Below are 17,190 nucleotides of genomic sequence, written 5' to 3'. Positions count from 1 at the left end.
GGGTTGTTAGTTTGCTAAAAAAGCATTTACGTTGTCTTCAATTCTTTGCAAAACATTTGCTGTAGCAGCTTTTACAAAAGTTTCTCCTGTAATTTGCTCGTATAATTCTATATATCTGTTAGAAATTTCTAATATTTTTTCATCAGACATTGCTGGAATCTGCTGGCCTTCTTTGCCTTGAAATCCATTTTCTATTAACCATTGTCTTACAAATTCTTTAGACAATTGCTTTTGTGCTTCTCCTTTATCTTGTCTTTCTTGGTAACCTTCTGCGTAGAAATAACGAGATGAATCTGGTGTATGAATTTCATCTATCAATACAATTTTACCATCTTTAGTTTTACCAAATTCATATTTGGTATCCACTAAAATTAAGCCTCTTTTTGCTGCTATTTCTGTTCCTCTTTGAAATAAAGCTCTTGTATATTTTTCTAAAACAATATAATCTTCTTCAGAAACAATTGCTTGAGAAAGTATGTTTTCTCTAGAAATATCCTCATCATGTTCTCCATTTTCTGCTTTGGTTGAAGGCGTAATTATAGGTTCTGGAAATTTATCATTTTCTTTTAAACCTTCTGCCATGGCAACACCACAAAGCAATCTTTTACCTGCTTTATATTCTCTTGCTGCATGTCCAGAAAGGTAACCTCTAATTACCATTTCTACCTTAAAAGGTTCACACAAATGCCCTATAGCCACATTTTCATCTGGATTAGCAATTAACCAATTAGGAACAATATCTGCAGTATCATTCATCATTTTAGTAGCAATCTGATTTAGAATTTGTCCTTTAAAAGGAATTTGACGTGGTAAAATTACATCAAAAGCAGATAATCTGTCAGATGCTATCATTACCAAAAGGTCGTCGTTTATATTGTAAACCTCTCTAACCTTACCTTTGTAAACAGATTTCTGTTTTGGAAACTTAAAATTTGTTTCGTTAATTGTATTCATCTTTTTAAATTGATGTTTTTAGTTTGTGATAACTGGCGACAAAAATAAGCTTTTCTAAGCTTATTTCTTTTTCTTTTCCAATACTTTTATTTGCTTTAAATTATCTGAAATTGGCGTTGCAGTAATCACTTTTTCACCAGGAATAAAATAGAAAAAATAAGCCGAGTTTTGGCCAATTTTTCTAACATTTAAATGCTGATTGTCCTTAAAAACTAACGTGTAGTTTGGTATAATTTCCTTTTCTTGATATTTGTGTTTAAGTCCAAACCCTAAACCAGTTCTCATAGCAACAAATAGTAGAAAAAAAAGAAACATCATTCCTGGAATTAGATTTTTTTTCTCTTCTAAATCTGCATAACGTTTATCCCATTTCTCTATGTTGTATATTTTTTGATACCATTTCTTTACCCTTAGTTTTTTATATAATTTTGGAGCCCATTTTGTTAAATAAACATATAGCAATGTAAACATAACAGCTAATGTCAAAGCAAGTTTCCAATTATTTGTTAACAGACTTATTGGAGATATTAACGCATCTAGAATAGTGGTATAATTTAAATAAGAAACGCCAAAAATTCCGTAAAAAATAGCATCGCTAACTATACCTAAAATTATTAAATACAAATAAGCAATGTAAAATAGGTCTTGTAAATGTAGTTTCTTCTTTTTAAATTTCATTATTCTATTTGTAAAATTTTAGCTGAAGTATGTATTCTTTAATCAATTTATTTTCTAACAAGCCTTTATCAATTCATCATTCTTTCGCAATAAGTTCTATACATTTTAAAACCTCTAAAATTCTTATAAACAAGATAGCTGTTTTTTTGATAAATCTATTTGTTAAGAATAACCTTTAGTAAAACTTATAAAAACGTGTTTATTGACTTACAAAATTGATACCAATATTAAAGAAAAAAGGATTGTTTAGATTATTAACCATGCCAAGTTGTTGCTCTCCAAAAAAACCTCTAAAAAAGTCTGTATTCCCGTTTAATTGATCTGCATTAAAAGACCAATCTATTCTATATCCCGCTTTTAAACTCAACCAAAAATATCCTTTTAAGCGTTTCTGAAATTCAATTTTTGGACGAACTTCTCCTCTTCTTATTTCAAAAGAATTGCCTCCAAAAGAATAATCTTCTATTCGATAACTTTGCCCTTGAAGATCAAAACCTGCTAAAAAAAGTGAGTTTGGATTCACATTATATCTAACATAAGCTCTTGCTGGAAACAAAATTTCTGTTCCCCATTTTCGATTTTTAGAAGTCCAATCATACATTACAACTGGTACATAATTTAAATTACCAACTCTGTATGTTCTTGCCACACCTAAACCCCATCTAAAATAATCATTTACTCTTTTTCCATAGATAGCAGCAGCACTAAACCTAACTGTATTTAAAGGTTGAAAATCTCCAAAATTGTAATTTCCACTTAAATCCATTTGACTTTGAAATACAATAAAATTTTTCTCATTCAGTGGAAAAAAGAAAGTATTTGTCCAATTTAAATTTCTTAAACCATCTTCATTTAATATTCTTCCTAAACTTCTTACTTGCGTGCCATCGGGTAACGAATTTGGAGTATTTGTATTTTCTGTAATATTGTATCTAGTATCTATAAAATTAATACCTGATTGCCAAACAAAACTACTTTTAGAAATTATTGGAATATTGGTATTAAATCGTAATCCTCCAGTAACATTAACTCTACCGCTCTCGTTAATGTTAGGATTTTCCTCGTCTACATTAAAGCCACTTCCTGGGTTGGTTTGAGGAAATCTTAAATCAGAAAACTGATAGTTATATGGCATTTGAGCATCAAATGAAATGCTTATAAATTTTTGTGGGCTCATACCAGAAATAGTAGGTTTTGCATACCTTTTTATAGGAGTACTATCCACAGCGCCAAAATTGCTGTAATCTTCTTCCTCTTCTTGAGAGAAACCATAGTGAAAACAACCGAAAATTAATAACGTAATTAGAATATGAACTGATTTCATCTTACTTTTTCTTTTTTTCTAAACGTTTCCAAGTATCTGTTCTTCCAAAAGTTTTAACACCTACATAACCTCTTAATTCTATAGTGTTTTTGTTTTTTAAATTGACTACACAATTATATGTGGTTCCATTTTGTGGATCGTAAATAGTACCGTCTTTCCACTCACTTTTCCCATCATAAACCAAGTCCTTTAGCATTCTATAACCTTTTAATGGAACATTTTTCATGCTTTCATCAGGGTTATTTTTATCTGTTTTTGGTTTACCTGTATCTGTATCATTAGGTTCTCTTAACCAGACAATTTTACCATAATATTTATTATCTATTTTACTAATTTTTACATATACTTTACCATTACTTGGCTCCCAAACGCCCACTATTGCATTGGCATCTTGAGAAAAACCAACATAAGCGAATAAACAAAATGCAACTATAAAAATCTTTTTTTTCATTGTATTACTATTTTAAGATTGTGTTTATATTTTTGTTTTTACTTCAAAAGTTAAGTCCAACTCGAATTTTATATCATCAAAAAATTCTTCTACTTTTAAATCGAAATCAACTACAAACGTTAATCGCTCTTCAGTAAAACCTTCTTTAAAATCTTCTTGATTCGTAGCAATTGTTAATTCATTCAATTTATTTTTATCAAAATTACCTTCCAAGAGACCAACTCTGCTCATCCCCTGGTTTCCTGGTTTTAGTTCCATAACTATTTTACCAATCTCAGGATAATCAGCATCTTTGATTGGTTTAATTGTAATACTAGAAATTCTAAAATCTTCAATCTGAATTTCCTTCGTAAATTTAGGAACAAGCTTTTCCAATTTATAACTCCATGTAACTGTTGCCGTATTTGATCCTTCAAACATTGGACCTGCAGCTATCAATTTAAGGGTTGGAGATTTTATAGTATGCGTTTTTACTTCTCCTGTGCAGGAAACAAATAAATACGAACTAAAAATAATTAAAACTATGTAAAGTCCATTTTTCATATTATTTATTTTAAAATATTTAAAACTTTTCTCAAAATTAAAATTAAACCCTTAACTTTTTTAACAATTTCAAATTAAGCTGTTACAAAAATAACACTTATAAATTAACCATAGTTTAGCTTTATTATTCGGTTTCTATACTTTTATATGCCGTAATTATTTGTTTAACCAATTTGTGTCTTACTACGTCTTTATCATCTAAATATACTTGTGCAATACCTTCTATATCTTTTAAAGCCAATAAAGATTCTTTTAAACCAGAGACTTGTTTTCTTGGCAAATCTATTTGACCAGGATCTCCTGTTATTATAAATTTTGCACTTTTACCCATTCTAGTTAAAAACATTTTCATCTGGGCATGCGTAGTATTTTGAGCTTCATCTAAAATTACAAATGCATTATCTAGAGTTCTACCACGCATAAATGCCAAAGGTGCAATTTGTATGACTCCTTTTTCTAAGTATGATTCTAATCTTTCGTGCGGAATCATATCTCTTAAACCATCATATAAAGGTTGCATGTACGGATCTAATTTCTCTTTTAAATCGCCGGGTAAAAACCCTAAATTTTCTCCAGATTCTACAGCAGGTCTTGTTAAAATAATACGTCTAACTTCTTTTTCTCTTAAGGCTTTTACGGCCAAAGCAACCGCTGTATAAGTCTTTCCTGTTCCTGCAGGACCTACAGCAAACAGCATATCATTTTTACCCATTAAGGTAACCATTTTACGCTGATTTTGGGTTTGTGCTTTAATTAGCTTGCCAGAAACCCCATGCACCAAAACATCTTTTGCGTTTTTAGCGGCATTTGTTTTTTCTTCATTTCCTGTAGATGTTAATATGCGCTCAATACTATTTTCGTCTAATTTATTATAACGCTCATAATATTTTATCAACCGTTCTAAACGAATCTCAAATTCATCTAAAAGATCTGCAGATCCATAAATTTTAATTTGAGCACCTCTAGCCACAATCTTCAATTTTGGAAAATATCTTTTTAACTGTTCTATGGTACTATTATGTGCACCAAAAAAATCTTTTGGATTTACTTCTTCTAACTCTATTATGCGTTCGTTCAAATGTTTATTTTTTTTAAAAAAATGTTGTTTTAATTTCAACTAAAAATAACCAATAAAAACTCTAAATTCATTAGATTTGTACAAAATAATAAATAACTTTTTCACAACTTAATTAACAGTTAGTACAAATGTCTTTTATAACGCTTACTACAGATTTTGGAACAAAAGACCATTTTGTTGGGGCTGTTAAAGGTGCAATATACTCAGAACTACCAGAAGCAAAAATTATAGATATTACTCATGAAATTTCGCCGTTTAACATTACAGAAACTGCGTATATCTTAAAAAACTCCTATAAAAGTTTTCCTAAAGGAACCATACATGTGGTTGGCGTAGATTCAGAAATATGCTCAGAAAACAAGCATATTGCTTTAGAATTAGATGGTCATTTTTTTGTGTGTCCAGATAACGGTTTAATTTCTATGGTAGCATCAGAAATTAAACCAACTAAAATTGTTGAAATTAATATTCACGATAGAATTGAAAGTAGTTTCCCTGTTTTAGATGTTTTTGTGCAAGTGGCTTGTTTTATTGCAAGAGGTGGAAATTTAACAGTAATCGGAAAAGAAATTAATGATTTTAAAAAAATTATTGAAATTCAGCCAAAAGTAAATCTCCAAGAAAACCAAATTATGGGTGGTATTATATACACAGATAATTATGGCAATGTAATTACCAATATTAGTAAAAAAATGTTTTTAGAAATTGGTAAGAATAGAAAGTTTACCATTACTGCTAAAAAGCATATTTTTACCAAAATATTTTCTAAATACAATGAAATTGCGGAAAATACAGCCTATACAAAACAACAATATGAGGGGCATAAATTGGCAATTTTTAATGCTGCATCTTACTTAGAATTGGCTATTTACAGAAGTAATTTAGAAAGTGTTGGAGGCGCAACAAGCCTTTTAGGTTTAAACTATAGAGATGCAGTAACTATAGATTTCTTAAATGAAACTAAACCAGAATATAAACCACTGACCTAAGTATGTTTGTAAGAATTGTAAAAATGAGCTTTCATCAAAAGCATGTATCTGCATTCTTAAATATGTTTGAAGACAAAAAAGTGCGCATTAGAGCATCTAAAGGTTGCCAATTATTAGAATTGTATCAAGATAAAAACAATCCAGATATCTTTTTTACCTATTCTTATTGGCAAACAGCATCGGACTTAGAAAATTATAGAAATTCAGATTTCTTTAAAGAAACTTGGCAAGAAACCAAAACCTATTTTAATGACAAACCAGAAGCTTGGAGTGTAGATAAGAAAGTGAGTTTAGCTTAATTTTTAAAACGAATACGTAGTAATACAAAAGTGGTGTAATGAGTTTCAATTTTAATTTTTTCCCTGAAATAAAAACAGATCGATTACTTTTAACAAATGCTGACATAAACGATAATAATCATGTTAAAGAAGTTTTTAAATTGCGTTCTAGTGAAGAAATTAATAAGTTTATAGAGACTAAAAGAGTTGAAAATTTAGCTGAAGCCAAAACTTTTATTATGAACTGTGATCAGCTTTATAAAAATAAAAATCGTGTTTTTTGGTTGATAAAATTAGGAAACGAAATTATTGGCAGCATTGTTATACACCAAATCTCTGTAGAAAAGCAATATGCTGAAATTGGTTACAAACTAAAGCCAAAATATCATAAAAAAAGAATAATGAGTGAAGCTTTAAAAGCTGTTTTAAATTTTGGTTTTCATAAACTAAAATTAAAAACCATAGAAGCTTTTACCCATAAAAATAATTTAGCCTCTATTGCGTTGTTACAGAAACATCATTTTATATATCAACCAGAAAGAAGAGACTCGGGTATAAAAGATAATAGAATTTGGAAGTTAGAAAACTTTAAAAATTAATAATAATAATAAAATTTGATAGCAATACTAAAAAAAGAATTCAACTCATTTTTCGCAAGCCCTATTGCGTATTTGGTAATTGGGGTTTTCTTGTTGATTAATGGTTTATTTCTTTGGATTTTTAAAGACGATTTTAATTTACTAAATGCAGGTTTTGCAGATTTAAACCCGTTTTTTTATTTAGCGCCTTGGGTGTTTTTGTTTTTAATACCTGCAATTACTATGAAAACTTTTTCAGAAGAATTAAATACAGGAACTATAGAATTGCTGAAAACAAAACCCATTTCTGACTGGCAAATTGTATTGGGTAAATTTTGGGCTTCACTCCTATTAATAACAATTGCTTTATTACCAACACTTACCTATGCGTATACCATTTATAGCTTAAGCAATCCCGCAGAAAATTTAGATTTTGGCAGCACAATTGGTTCTTATATGGGTTTACTTTTTTTAGCAGCAAGCTATACAAGTATTGGGTTATTTACATCTACCCTTTCTAAAAACCAAATTGTAGCTTTTATTTTAGGCGTTTTAATTACCTTCTTTTTTTATTATGGTTTTGATGCAATTGCTGATTTATTAGGACATAACTTAAGCATTAAAAATTTTGGAATTAACCAACATTTTAAAAGTATTTCTAGAGGTGTAATAGACACTAGAGATTTAATTTACTTTGTAAGCGTAACCTTTTTCTTTTTATTTATTACTAAAACACGTTTAGAGAATGAATAAAAAGATAAAAAACATTGCATTTGTTTGCATAGGGTTAATTGCTTTAAACTTTATGAATCAATCTTTTTACAAACGATTCGATTTAACTGCAGACCAACGTTACACCATTTCTAAAACCACAAAAACAGTAGTAAACAAGGTTGATAAATCGTTATATATAACCGTTTATTTAGAAGGCGATTTTCCATCAGAGTTTAAGAGGTTGCAAATAGAAACGCGTCAATATTTAGAAGAATTAAGTGCAGTAAATAAAAACATTACCATTTTATTTAAAAATCCTGATAATTTAAGAGAAAAACTCATTAAAAAAGGCATGATGCCTAGTCAATTAACCGTAGAGGAAGATGGTAAATTATCTGAAGCTATTATTTTTCCTTGGGCAGAAGTTAATTATGGTAAAAAAACTGAAATTGTTTCTTTATTACCAACTGCCATTGTAGCATCACAAGAAGAACAATTGCAAAAAGCCATAGAAAATTTAGAATATGGTTTTTCTAATGCGATAAATGATGTTACATCAAAACAAAAAAAGAAAATTGCAATTTTAACAGGTAATGGCGAATTGGAAGACATTTATCAATATAGTTTTTTGAGCGAAGTTGCCAAAAAATACAGATTGGCTAAATTTACCCTAGATTCTGTTGCTAGTAATGCACCACAAACGCTAAAAGATTTAAACAATTTAGACTTAGCCATTATTACAAAACCTACAGAAACATTTACCGAAAAAGAAAAATTCACTTTAGATCAGTTTATTACAAATGGCGGTAAAACGTTGTGGATGTTAGACAATTTACAAGCCGAACAAGATAGTTTGGCTAACAATGGTAAAATGCTGGCCTACCCAAAAGATTTAAATTTAACGGATTTATTATTTGCCTACGGAATTAGAATAAATACTACGCTAGTAAAAGATTTATACAGCGCGCAAATACCTGTGGCTACAGGCGTTGTTGGTAACCAAACACAGTTTAAAAATTTAGATTGGTTTTATCATCCGTTGGTAAACGGAAATCCTAACCACCCAATTACCAAAAACACAGGAAATGTAAGGTTACAATTTGCAAATCAAATAGATACACTAAAAAACAATCTTAAAAAAACACCTTTATTAGTCAGTTCTTTGTTAACGCAAAAAGTAGGTACACCAACACTAATTGAGTTGCAATCTATTGCAAACGAAGTGGTAGAAAACGATTATAAGAGTGGTTCTCAATTATTCTCTGTTTTGTTAGAAGGCGAATTTAACTCGGCATACAAAAACCGCGTAAAACCATTTAAAACCAGCTTATTTAAAGATAAATCTACTGCCAATAAAATGATTGTTATTGCTGATGGTGATGTTGGCAAAAATCAACTTTTAAAAGGAAAACCTTTTGATTTAAATCGTGATAAATGGACCAACCAAACCTTTGCAAATAAAGATTTTTTACTAAATGCTGTAGATTATTTACTAGACGATTCTGGTTTAATGACGCTAAGAAATAAATCGTTACAAATAAGAATGCTAGACAAACAAAAAGCGTTTAAAGAACGCGGTTTCTGGCAATTTTTAAATGTTGGTTTACCGTTAATTTTGTTATTTGCGTTTGGCTTTGTATTTAATTATTTAAGAAAAAGGAAGTATCGTTAGTGGGTTTTGGTTTTTGGTTGATGGTTTTTGGTTGATGGTTTGTAGTTTGTAGTTTGTAGTTAATTACAAAAATCTAATTTTTATAACCCATGTCATTTCGACTTTATGAAGAAATCTCATTGTAAATCTGTTTTGAATTGTATGCAGTATGCAGTATGCAGTATGCAGTATGCAGTATGCAGTATGCAGTATGAAAATTAAAAAATAACTTATTCCAACTTTACAATCTTAAAAAAATAACTCAAAACTGCTAACCGCCAACTGAAGACTGAAGACCGCTAACTGAAGACTGAAGACTGCCAACTGAAAACTAAACACTAAATCTCAAGCAAATTATCGTGTTTAAAAGTATACCCTAAAACCTCTTGTACTTTTTTAACACTAATAATTTTCCATTCATATACTTCATTTTCTTCAAAAATAGGGATTTCTAAACCTTTACTTGCTCGTGCATTCAAATAAAAATCTTTTCTTGTTGGATGATGATTGGCACATGCATTAAAAATAGTATTCCAACAATTTTGTTTGATAACTTCATGAATAATGCCCATACAATCTTCTCTATGAATCATATTTACAAAACCTTTAGGTTGTGGAATTTTTCTACCGTTTTTAAACCAATTTCCAGGATGTCTATCCCCACCAAATAAACCTGCAAAACGAATAATTGTGCTTTCAAAAAAAGTATTTTCTCTAAAAAGATTTTCAATGATTACTAAAGGACTATTTTCTACCAACGCATCTTCCTCATTCATTACCTTATTTATTCTAGGGTAAACAGACGTAGAACTTATAAATATCACCTTTTTAATTGTTGATTTTTCTATTTGAGCAACCAAATTTTTAAAAGCATCTATAGCTTTAGAAGTTATGGCAATAATTAAAATATCAGCCTCTAAAAAAGCGTCACACCCTTTTTCTTCGGTAATATTTACCAAATGCCCTTCAATATTCAAATCCTCTAAAACCTTAATTTTTTCTACAGAAGTTGTAGAACCTTTAACAGAAAAACCGTTTTCTAAAAAAGAAACTGCTAAGGGTTTCCCAAGCCATCCACAACCTAAAATGCTTATTTTATTCATTATCAATTTAAAATATACTGCAAATATAATTTAAAGTTCTCTTGATTTAATTTAAGTTTTTGTTAACGCTTGCAGTTTTTTCAATTTGTAATTTTGAAAGAAATATAAATTATATCATGAAAAAAATAATATTAAGTTTATTTGTATTGGCTGTAACTTATGTTACCAATGCACAAATTGAAACACCGGCGCCAAGTCCGTCTCAAAAGATAGAACAAAAAGTAGGTTTAACAGATGTTACTTTAGAATACTCTAGACCTAGTATGAAGGGTAGAGAAATTTTTGGTGGTTTACAAGATTATGGAAAAATTTGGAGAACAGGTGCAAATGCAAATACCAAACTAACTTTCTCTACAAATTTTATGGTAGGTGGTAAAACATTAAAAGCAGGTACGTATGCTTTATATACGATTCCTGGTAAAAAAACTTGGGATATTATGTTGTACACAGACGCTACAAATTGGGGAACTCCAAGAAAATGGGACGATGCTAAAGTTGCTGCTAAAGTAACTGTAGATGCTGAAAAAGTGAAGTCTACTATTGAAACATTTACCATTACTTTTGATGATTTAACTAACAATTCTGCGGTTTTAGGAATCATGTGGGAAAATACGTATGTTGGTTTAAAATTTGAAACACCAACAGACAAAATGGTTTCTGGTAGCATTGCTAAAGTAATGAACGGACCAACTGCAAACGATATGTATGGTGCTGCTGTATATTATTTACAAGCAGGAAAAGACATTAACAAAGCACAAGAATGGATTGACAAGGCTGTAGAAATGACTTCTAATAAGCCACGCTTCTGGTTTTTAAGACAACAATCTTTAATACATGCAAAAGCGGGTAAAACTGCTACTGCCATTGCTGCTGCAAAACAATCTTTAGCATTAGCTGAAAAAGCAGGAAATGCAGGTTATGTAAAAATGAACACCGCTTCTTTAAAAGAATGGGGCGCAATGTAAATTGTTTTTACTTCTAAAAAATATTAAAACTCTCAAGTTTAGGCTTGAGAGTTTTTTTTGGTTTTAATTGACAGTTTGGCTTTCAGTTTTTACTTCAACATAAAAAAAGCGCTCTTTCCAGAGCGCTTTTCAATTCTATATAAAATCTAATTATTAGATGTTTTGAGCTAACCAGTCTCCTACTTCTTTGGTTCCGTAAGCTTTTCCGCCATCGGCTAAATCTTCTGTAACAATACCTTTTTCTAGGGCAGTATTTACAGCATCTCTAATGGCTTTTCCTTCTGCTTGTAAACCAAAGTTTTCAAACATCATAGCCGCAGATAAAATGGTAGCCATTGGATTGGCAATATTTAAACCGGTTGCTTGTGGATAAGAACCGTGAATTGGCTCAAATAAACCAATATCTGTTCCTAAAGAGGCACTTGGCATTAAACCCATAGAACCAGAAATTACAGAAGCTTCATCTGTTAAAATATCTCCAAATAAGTTTTCTGTAATCAATACATCATAGCTATTTGGCCATTGTACCAAACGCATAGCAACTGCATCTACAAACTCATAAGCAACTTCTACTTCTGGATAATCTTTTTCCATTGCCTGAACCGTTTCTCTCCATAATCTAGAAGTTTCTAAAACGTTGGCTTTGTCTACACAACATAATTTCTTACCACGTGTCATTGCCAATTCAAAACCTTTTTTTGCAATTCTTTGCACTTCTGCTCTTGTGTACACACAATTATCGTAAGCCGTTTCTCCTTCGTCTCTTCTCCCCTTTTCACCAAAGTAAATTCCTCCTGTTAATTCACGTAAAAAAACCAAATCAGTTCCTTCTATACGTTCTCTTTTTAAAGGAGATTTGTCTAATAAACTTGGAAATGTAAAGGTTGGTCTTACATTGGCAAACAACCCCAATTTTTTACGCATTTTAAGCAAACCTTGTTCTGGTCTTACTTTTGCAGAAGGATCATTATCAAAACGTGGATGCCCAATTGCACCAAACAAAACAGCATCTGAAGCTACACAAATTTCATGTGTTTCATCTGGATAAGGCTCACCAACTGCATCTATGGCAGCAGCACCTGTTAAGGCTGGTTTCCAAGTAATTTCATGATTAAACTTTTTTGCAACAGCATCAGATACTTTTACAGCCTGATCTATTACTTCTGGTCCAATTCCGTCTCCGGCTAATAAGGCAATATTTAATTTCATTCTATTAAGTTTATAAAGTTTAAAGCTTTAAAAGTTTTAAAGTTGACAGTTTATAAGTTGTAATGAGAACTTTTTAACTTTCAACTTTTCCAACTTTTCAACTATATTATATTCAACATTTTTTCTGTGGCTTTAATTGCAGATACTGTTTGGTCTGAATCTAAACCACGTGTTATAAATTCTTTTTCTTCACTTTTCCAAGTAATAATGGTTTCACACAAAGCATCAGAATGACTTCCTGGTGGTATTCTAACAGCGTAATCTATTAAATCTGGTAAATCTTTTTTACTGTGTGTTTTGTACAATTTACGCAATGCATTCATAAAGGCATCAAATTGGCCATCTCCTTGTGCATGTGCTTCATATTGCACACCTTCTACCCTTAATTGCAAAGTTGTAGACGGTTTCATACCTCTTGCATGGCCTAAAACATAGTTTTCTACAACCACACGTTTTTCTATCGTATCAGAATCTAAAACATCAGAAATAATGTAAGGTAAATCGTCTTGAGAAACCACTTCTTTTTTATCTCCTAGTTCTATAATTCTCTGGGTTACTTTCTTTAAATCTTCGTCATTTAAACTTAAACCTAAATCTTGTAAATTCTTTTGAATATTGGCTTTACCTGAAGTTTTCCCTAAAGCATATTTACGTTTTCTACCAAAACGCTCTGGCATTAAATCGTTAAAATACAGGTTATTTTTATTGTCTCCATCTGCATGGATACCTGCAGTTTGTGTAAATACATTGGCACCAACAACGGGTTTATTTACAGGTATTCTAAAACCTGAAAACGTTTCTACCAACTTACTAACTTTATGCAGTGCTTTTTCGTTTACAGAAATACTAACCTCTTCTAAAAAATCATTAATAACAGCAATAACACTTGCCATTGGTGCATTTCCAGCACGTTCTCCCATTCCGTTTATGGTTAAATGCAAACCATTTACACCGGCTTTTACAGCCTCCATAACATTGGCAACTCCTAAATCATAATCATTATGTCCATGAAAATCAAAATGCGTATTTGGGTATTTTTCGGTTACTTCTTTTATAAAAGAAGCCGTTTCTGTATGCGTTAAAATACCTAAAGTATCTGGCAACAGAATACGCTCGATATTTTGAGTAGTTATAAAATCTAAATATTCAAAAACATAGGCCTTAGAATTTCGCATTCCATTAGACCAATCTTCTAAATATACGTTAGTTTTAATTCCGTTTTTAGCAGCTAATTCAATAGCACTTTTTATTTCTGTAAAATGTTGTTCGGGTGTTTTTTTAAGTTGATGCGTAAGATGATTTAAAGAACCTTTGGTTAATAAATTCTGCACTTTTGCACCAGCATTTAACATCCAATTGATAGACTTGCCAGCATCTACAAAGGTTAAAACCTCTATTTTTTCTAAAAAGTTATGCGCTGTAGCCCAAGCTGTAATTCTTTTTACTGCTTCTAATTCACCATCAGAAACACGAGCAGAAGCTATTTCTAAACGATCTACTTTTAATTCTTCTAACAATAATTTGGCAATTGTTAGTTTTTCGGAAACTGAAAACGACACTCCTGATGTTTGTTCGCCATCACGCAGTGTCGTATCCATTATTTCTATTTTTCTTTTGGTCATTATTTTATAATGATAAAGGTGCAATATGTCATTTCGACTTTAGGAGAAATCCCATAATATTAATAAAAATGAAACTTTATGAGCTTTCTACTTTGGTATATATGACATTTTTAAATTGACTCCACTTCGACAAGCTCAGTATGACTTTTTTTTTTACAAAATTACAATTAGCAATTTGTAAGTCCGTCTGAGCCTATGGAAGACTATATTCCCTAAAACGGTCTTGTTTCAGCAAACGCAGAAATTTCGTTTTCGATGTTTTTTAAATAATCAATATCATCAAAACCATTTAACATATTGTCTTTTTTATAGCTATTGATATCAAAAGATTCTGACTGACCTGTTGCGACTAAAGTAACTGTTTGGTTTGGTAAATCTACTTTAATTTCTGTTTTTGGATCTGCCATAATTGCATCAAACAACGTGTCTGCAAATTCTGGAGAAACTTGTACAGGTAAAACCCCAACATTTAAACAGTTGTTTTTAAATATATCTGCAAATGCAGAAGAAATTACACAACGTAAACCAAAATCGTACACAGACCAAGCTGCATGCTCTCTAGAAGAACCAGAACCAAAGTTTCTACCTCCTACTAAAATTTTAGAACCTGCATAGATTTCTTTATTTAAAGAAAAATCTGGTTTAGGTGTTCCGTCTTGTTCAAATCTCCAATCTCTAAAAAAGTTGATATCAAAATCTTTACGCTCTGTTGCTTTTAAAAAACGCGCAGGAATAATTTGATCTGTATCTACATTTTCTGTTGGTAATGGATATGCTGTACTTGTTAGTACATTAAATTTATCGTAAGCCATTGTTTATTGTTGTTTGTAAAGTTTCAAAGTTCAAAAGTTTCAAAGTTCTCACTGTTACGAACTTTTACTACTTTTTACTTTTCAACTTTTGTACTTTATAACTTTTATACTAATAAGGTTCTAGGATCTGTTACAACACCCTCAACTGCAGATGCTGCTGCTACTAATGGAGATGCCAATAATGTTCTAGATCCTGGTCCTTGTCTTCCTTCAAAGTTTCTGTTTGATGTTGAAACTGATAATTTTCCTGAAGGAATTTTATCATCATTCATTGCCAAACATGCAGAACAACCTGGTTCTCTTAATACAAAACCTGCGTCTGTAATTATCTTATCTAAACCTTCAGCTTGTATTTGATCTACAACCTTATGTGAACCTGGTACCAACCAAGCAGTTACATTATCTGCTTTTTTGCGTCCTTCTACTATAGAACAAAATGCTCTAAAATCTTCAATTCTACCATTAGTACAAGAACCTAAAAATACAAAGTCAATTTCTTTACCAATCATAGCATCGCCTTCGCTAAAAGACATATACCCTAAAGATTTTTTATACGTTTCTACACCACCTTCTACATTTTCTGCATTTGGTATAGATTTGGTTACGCCCATTCCCATTCCTGGGTTTGTACCATAAGTAATCATTGGCTCAATATCTGCTGCATCATAATTAAATTCTACATCAAATTCTGCATCATCTTCTGTGTATAAAGTTTCCCAGTATTTCATGGCTTTATCCCAAGCTGCACCTTTAGGCGTTTGAGAACGTCCTTTTAAATATTCAAATGTTTTTGCATCTGGAGCAATCATTCCTCCTCTTGCACCCATTTCAATAGACAAATTACAAACAGTCATTCGTCCTTCCATAGTCATGTTTTCAAAAACATCACCTGCATATTCTACAAAATAACCTGTTGCACCAGAAGTAGTTTGCTTAGAAATAATATACAAAGCAACGTCTTTAGGAGTAACTCCTAAACCTAATTTTCCGTTTACGTTAATACGCATAGATTTAGGTTTTGGTTGCATAATACATTGTGTAGACAATACCATTTCTACTTCAGAAGTACCAATACCAAAAGCAATAGCTCCAAAAGCTCCGTGAGTTGAAGTATGTGAATCTCCACAAACAATTGTTGCTCCTGGTAATGTAATTCCATTTTCTGGACCTACAACATGCACAATTCCGTTATTTTCATCACCTAAACCCCAGTGAGAAATACCATATTTAGCCGCATTATTTTCTAATGCATCTAACTGATTAGCAGATAACGGATCTTCTACTGGTAAATGTTGATTTATTGTTGGTGTATTATGATCTGCTGTTGCGAATGTACGCTCTGGATATACTACACTGTTTCCTCTACTTTCTAATCCTAAAAAAGCTACAGGACTTGTAACTTCGTGGATAAAATGACGGTCTATAAAAAACACATCTGGTCCGTCTTTAACCTGACGAACTACATGCGAATCCCAAACTTTGTCAAATAATGTTTTTGCCATTTTTATTGTTGTTTATTGATATGATTAGGTATCAGCTATCAAAAATAACATTTATTTGAAGTTTTAATTGGTTTTAAACTTTTTAACTAACGATTTCTAACTGTTAAAATATAAGTTAACATTTTGTTTTTCAATATTTTAAATGATTTTAAAATACGATGTCTATTAATTTTATAATGTAATGGATTGTTTATAAAACTAGAATCAATCAGTTTGTTTTTATAAATCTCTTTTAACATTTTAGTTTTAGGTTTTTGTTTTCATTTAAAAAACAAAAAATTAGATTCACAAAGTATTTTTACAATAAGTATTTAAATGATAGTATCAAATGATACTATCATTTAAATATTTTACGACCAAACAATCCAGTTTATTTCTATTCTTGTACCTTTCCAACTTAAAATCAATTTTATGAAAATAAATTTATTATCCTGCGATGCACAAAGACCAGACAAAAGAGCAATTGCAAAGTGTATTGCAGACATTTCTAGTAATGTGAGTGAATCTTTGGCTAAAGAACTTACAGAAATTCTTATGGAAGGTGATGTAATAGACATAGAATTGAATGACAAAAGTAAAGGCTCTGGCTTACGATCTTTAAGAAAATTAGAAATTGATTATGAAATTATTGAATAAATAATTTTTACTATTTATCTTTTTTCTAAACGTTTTTAAAAAATGTTTTTAAGTTTAAAAGTTCGTTAAAAAGATATACAATACTACCACAAAAAACGAAATA

At 30.8% G+C, this 17,190-nt stretch carries 18 protein-coding genes; 7 read left to right on the top strand and 11 right to left on the bottom strand.

What is annotated here, in order from left to right:
* Positions 1 to 6: 6 nt before the first annotated feature.
* The 6 genes from Q0684_RS11190 to Q0684_RS11165 form a co-directional block, all read right to left on the bottom strand.
* Positions 7 to 954: a phosphoribosylaminoimidazolesuccinocarboxamide synthase gene (locus tag Q0684_RS11190; RefSeq protein ID WP_299016635.1), complete on the bottom strand. Its 948-nt coding sequence runs from the start codon at positions 952 to 954 to the stop codon at positions 7 to 9.
* A gap of 60 nt (positions 955 to 1,014) precedes the next feature.
* Positions 1,015 to 1,632 (bottom strand): hypothetical protein, encoded by a 618-nt coding sequence (locus Q0684_RS11185; protein WP_299016632.1) that lies wholly within the window; start codon positions 1,630 to 1,632, stop codon positions 1,015 to 1,017.
* A gap of 199 nt (positions 1,633 to 1,831) precedes the next feature.
* Entirely contained in the window at positions 1,832 to 2,956 is a 1,125-nt protein-coding gene (locus Q0684_RS11180) for a DUF6268 family outer membrane beta-barrel protein (protein WP_299016629.1), read from the bottom strand.
* A gap of 1 nt (position 2,957) precedes the next feature.
* Positions 2,958 to 3,407, bottom strand: a complete 450-nt coding sequence (locus Q0684_RS11175; protein WP_299016627.1) for a DUF2147 domain-containing protein — start codon at positions 3,405 to 3,407, stop codon at positions 2,958 to 2,960.
* Between the two features lie 24 nt (positions 3,408 to 3,431).
* Entirely contained in the window at positions 3,432 to 3,950 is a 519-nt protein-coding gene (locus tag Q0684_RS11170; protein ID WP_299016625.1) for a hypothetical protein, read from the bottom strand.
* Between the two features lie 124 nt (positions 3,951 to 4,074).
* Positions 4,075 to 5,028, bottom strand: coding sequence for a PhoH family protein (locus Q0684_RS11165; protein WP_299016624.1), 954 nt, complete (start codon positions 5,026 to 5,028; stop codon positions 4,075 to 4,077).
* Positions 5,029 to 5,156: 128 nt separating this feature from the next.
* Between Q0684_RS11165 and Q0684_RS11160 the strand changes: the two genes are divergently transcribed.
* The 5 genes from Q0684_RS11160 to gldG are packed head-to-tail and all read left to right on the top strand — an operon-like array spanning position 5,157 to position 9,259.
* The gene (locus Q0684_RS11160; RefSeq protein WP_299016622.1) at positions 5,157 to 6,017 is read left to right on the top strand and encodes an SAM-dependent chlorinase/fluorinase; all 861 of its coding nucleotides are present in this window, start codon (positions 5,157 to 5,159) and stop codon (positions 6,015 to 6,017) included.
* A 2-nt stretch (positions 6,018 to 6,019) separates the two neighbouring features.
* On the top strand, positions 6,020 to 6,316 hold the full coding sequence (locus tag Q0684_RS11155; protein ID WP_299016620.1) for an antibiotic biosynthesis monooxygenase family protein: 297 nt from the start codon (positions 6,020 to 6,022) through the stop codon (positions 6,314 to 6,316).
* A 38-nt stretch (positions 6,317 to 6,354) separates the two neighbouring features.
* Positions 6,355 to 6,894 (top strand): GNAT family N-acetyltransferase, encoded by a 540-nt coding sequence (locus Q0684_RS11150; RefSeq protein ID WP_299016618.1) that lies wholly within the window; start codon positions 6,355 to 6,357, stop codon positions 6,892 to 6,894.
* Between the two features lie 15 nt (positions 6,895 to 6,909).
* Positions 6,910 to 7,626 carry a gliding motility-associated ABC transporter permease subunit GldF gene (gldF, locus tag Q0684_RS11145; protein ID WP_299016616.1) on the top strand — a complete coding sequence of 239 codons (717 nt, stop codon included), beginning with the start codon at positions 6,910 to 6,912 and terminating at the stop codon, positions 7,624 to 7,626.
* Positions 7,619 to 9,259 (top strand): gliding motility-associated ABC transporter substrate-binding protein GldG, encoded by a 1,641-nt coding sequence (gene gldG, locus Q0684_RS11140; RefSeq protein ID WP_299016614.1) that lies wholly within the window; start codon positions 7,619 to 7,621, stop codon positions 9,257 to 9,259. Before gldF ends, gldG begins: the two co-directional genes overlap by 8 nt.
* Before the next feature lie 317 nt (positions 9,260 to 9,576).
* Here gldG and Q0684_RS11135 read toward each other — a convergent pair whose 3' ends face one another.
* Complete coding sequence (locus tag Q0684_RS11135; protein ID WP_299016612.1) at positions 9,577 to 10,341, bottom strand: NAD(P)-binding domain-containing protein; 765 nt, start codon at positions 10,339 to 10,341, stop codon at positions 9,577 to 9,579.
* 116 nt (positions 10,342 to 10,457) lie between these two features.
* On the opposite strand from Q0684_RS11135, the gene Q0684_RS11130 reads away from it, so the two are divergent.
* Entirely contained in the window at positions 10,458 to 11,306 is an 849-nt protein-coding gene (locus tag Q0684_RS11130) for a DUF2911 domain-containing protein (RefSeq protein ID WP_299016610.1), read from the top strand.
* 153 nt (positions 11,307 to 11,459) lie between these two features.
* Here the strand turns inward: Q0684_RS11130 and leuB are convergent, their stop codons facing one another.
* The 4 genes from leuB to leuC all read right to left on the bottom strand — a co-directional run bounded on the left by leuB (position 11,460) and on the right by leuC (position 16,451).
* Complete coding sequence (leuB, locus tag Q0684_RS11125; protein WP_299016608.1) at positions 11,460 to 12,515, bottom strand: 3-isopropylmalate dehydrogenase; 1,056 nt, start codon at positions 12,513 to 12,515, stop codon at positions 11,460 to 11,462.
* A 101-nt stretch (positions 12,516 to 12,616) separates the two neighbouring features.
* Positions 12,617 to 14,137, bottom strand: coding sequence for an alpha-isopropylmalate synthase regulatory domain-containing protein (locus Q0684_RS11120; protein WP_299016606.1), 1,521 nt, complete (start codon positions 14,135 to 14,137; stop codon positions 12,617 to 12,619).
* Positions 14,138 to 14,349: 212 nt separating this feature from the next.
* Positions 14,350 to 14,949 (bottom strand): 3-isopropylmalate dehydratase small subunit, encoded by a 600-nt coding sequence (leuD, locus tag Q0684_RS11115; RefSeq protein ID WP_299016604.1) that lies wholly within the window; start codon positions 14,947 to 14,949, stop codon positions 14,350 to 14,352.
* A gap of 104 nt (positions 14,950 to 15,053) precedes the next feature.
* Positions 15,054 to 16,451 carry a 3-isopropylmalate dehydratase large subunit gene (gene leuC / locus Q0684_RS11110; RefSeq protein ID WP_299016602.1) on the bottom strand — a complete coding sequence of 466 codons (1,398 nt, stop codon included), beginning with the start codon at positions 16,449 to 16,451 and terminating at the stop codon, positions 15,054 to 15,056.
* Between the two features lie 411 nt (positions 16,452 to 16,862).
* On the opposite strand from leuC, the gene Q0684_RS11105 reads away from it, so the two are divergent.
* Entirely contained in the window at positions 16,863 to 17,087 is a 225-nt protein-coding gene (locus Q0684_RS11105) for a hypothetical protein (protein WP_299016600.1), read from the top strand.
* The last annotated feature ends 103 nt before the right edge of the window (positions 17,088 to 17,190 follow it).

This window comes from uncultured Polaribacter sp., assembly GCF_947503875.1.
GTDB lineage: Bacteria > Bacteroidota > Bacteroidia > Flavobacteriales > Flavobacteriaceae > Polaribacter.
Note: the sequence above shows the minus strand (reverse complement) of the source record. Positions and strands in the feature narration are given on the sequence as shown.

Excerpts from the sequence above, each read along its gene's own strand:
- Q0684_RS11170 (WP_299016625.1), bottom strand. The coding sequence starts at position 3,950 with ATGAAAAATGGACTTTACATAGTTTTAATTATTTTTAGTTCGTATTTA.
- Q0684_RS11135 (WP_299016612.1), bottom strand. The coding sequence starts at position 10,341 with ATGAATAAAATAAGCATTTTAGGTTGTGGATGGCTTGGGAAACCCTTA.
- gldG (WP_299016614.1), top strand. The coding sequence starts at position 7,619 with ATGAATAAAAAGATAAAAAACATTGCATTTGTTTGCATAGGGTTAATT.
- Q0684_RS11105 (WP_299016600.1), top strand. The coding sequence starts at position 16,863 with ATGAAAATAAATTTATTATCCTGCGATGCACAAAGACCAGACAAAAGA.
- leuD (WP_299016604.1), bottom strand. The coding sequence starts at position 14,949 with ATGGCTTACGATAAATTTAATGTACTAACAAGTACAGCATATCCATTA.
- Q0684_RS11185 (WP_299016632.1), bottom strand. The coding sequence starts at position 1,632 with ATGAAATTTAAAAAGAAGAAACTACATTTACAAGACCTATTTTACATT.
- Q0684_RS11120 (WP_299016606.1), bottom strand. The coding sequence starts at position 14,137 with ATGACCAAAAGAAAAATAGAAATAATGGATACGACACTGCGTGATGGC.
- Q0684_RS11160 (WP_299016622.1), top strand. The coding sequence starts at position 5,157 with ATGTCTTTTATAACGCTTACTACAGATTTTGGAACAAAAGACCATTTT.
- Q0684_RS11130 (WP_299016610.1), top strand. The coding sequence starts at position 10,458 with ATGAAAAAAATAATATTAAGTTTATTTGTATTGGCTGTAACTTATGTT.
- leuB (WP_299016608.1), bottom strand. The coding sequence starts at position 12,515 with ATGAAATTAAATATTGCCTTATTAGCCGGAGACGGAATTGGACCAGAA.
- Q0684_RS11150 (WP_299016618.1), top strand. The coding sequence starts at position 6,355 with ATGAGTTTCAATTTTAATTTTTTCCCTGAAATAAAAACAGATCGATTA.
- Q0684_RS11190 (WP_299016635.1), bottom strand. The coding sequence starts at position 954 with ATGAATACAATTAACGAAACAAATTTTAAGTTTCCAAAACAGAAATCT.
- Q0684_RS11155 (WP_299016620.1), top strand. The coding sequence starts at position 6,020 with ATGTTTGTAAGAATTGTAAAAATGAGCTTTCATCAAAAGCATGTATCT.
- Q0684_RS11175 (WP_299016627.1), bottom strand. The coding sequence starts at position 3,407 with ATGAAAAAAAAGATTTTTATAGTTGCATTTTGTTTATTCGCTTATGTT.
- leuC (WP_299016602.1), bottom strand. The coding sequence starts at position 16,451 with ATGGCAAAAACATTATTTGACAAAGTTTGGGATTCGCATGTAGTTCGT.
- Q0684_RS11180 (WP_299016629.1), bottom strand. The coding sequence starts at position 2,956 with ATGAAATCAGTTCATATTCTAATTACGTTATTAATTTTCGGTTGTTTT.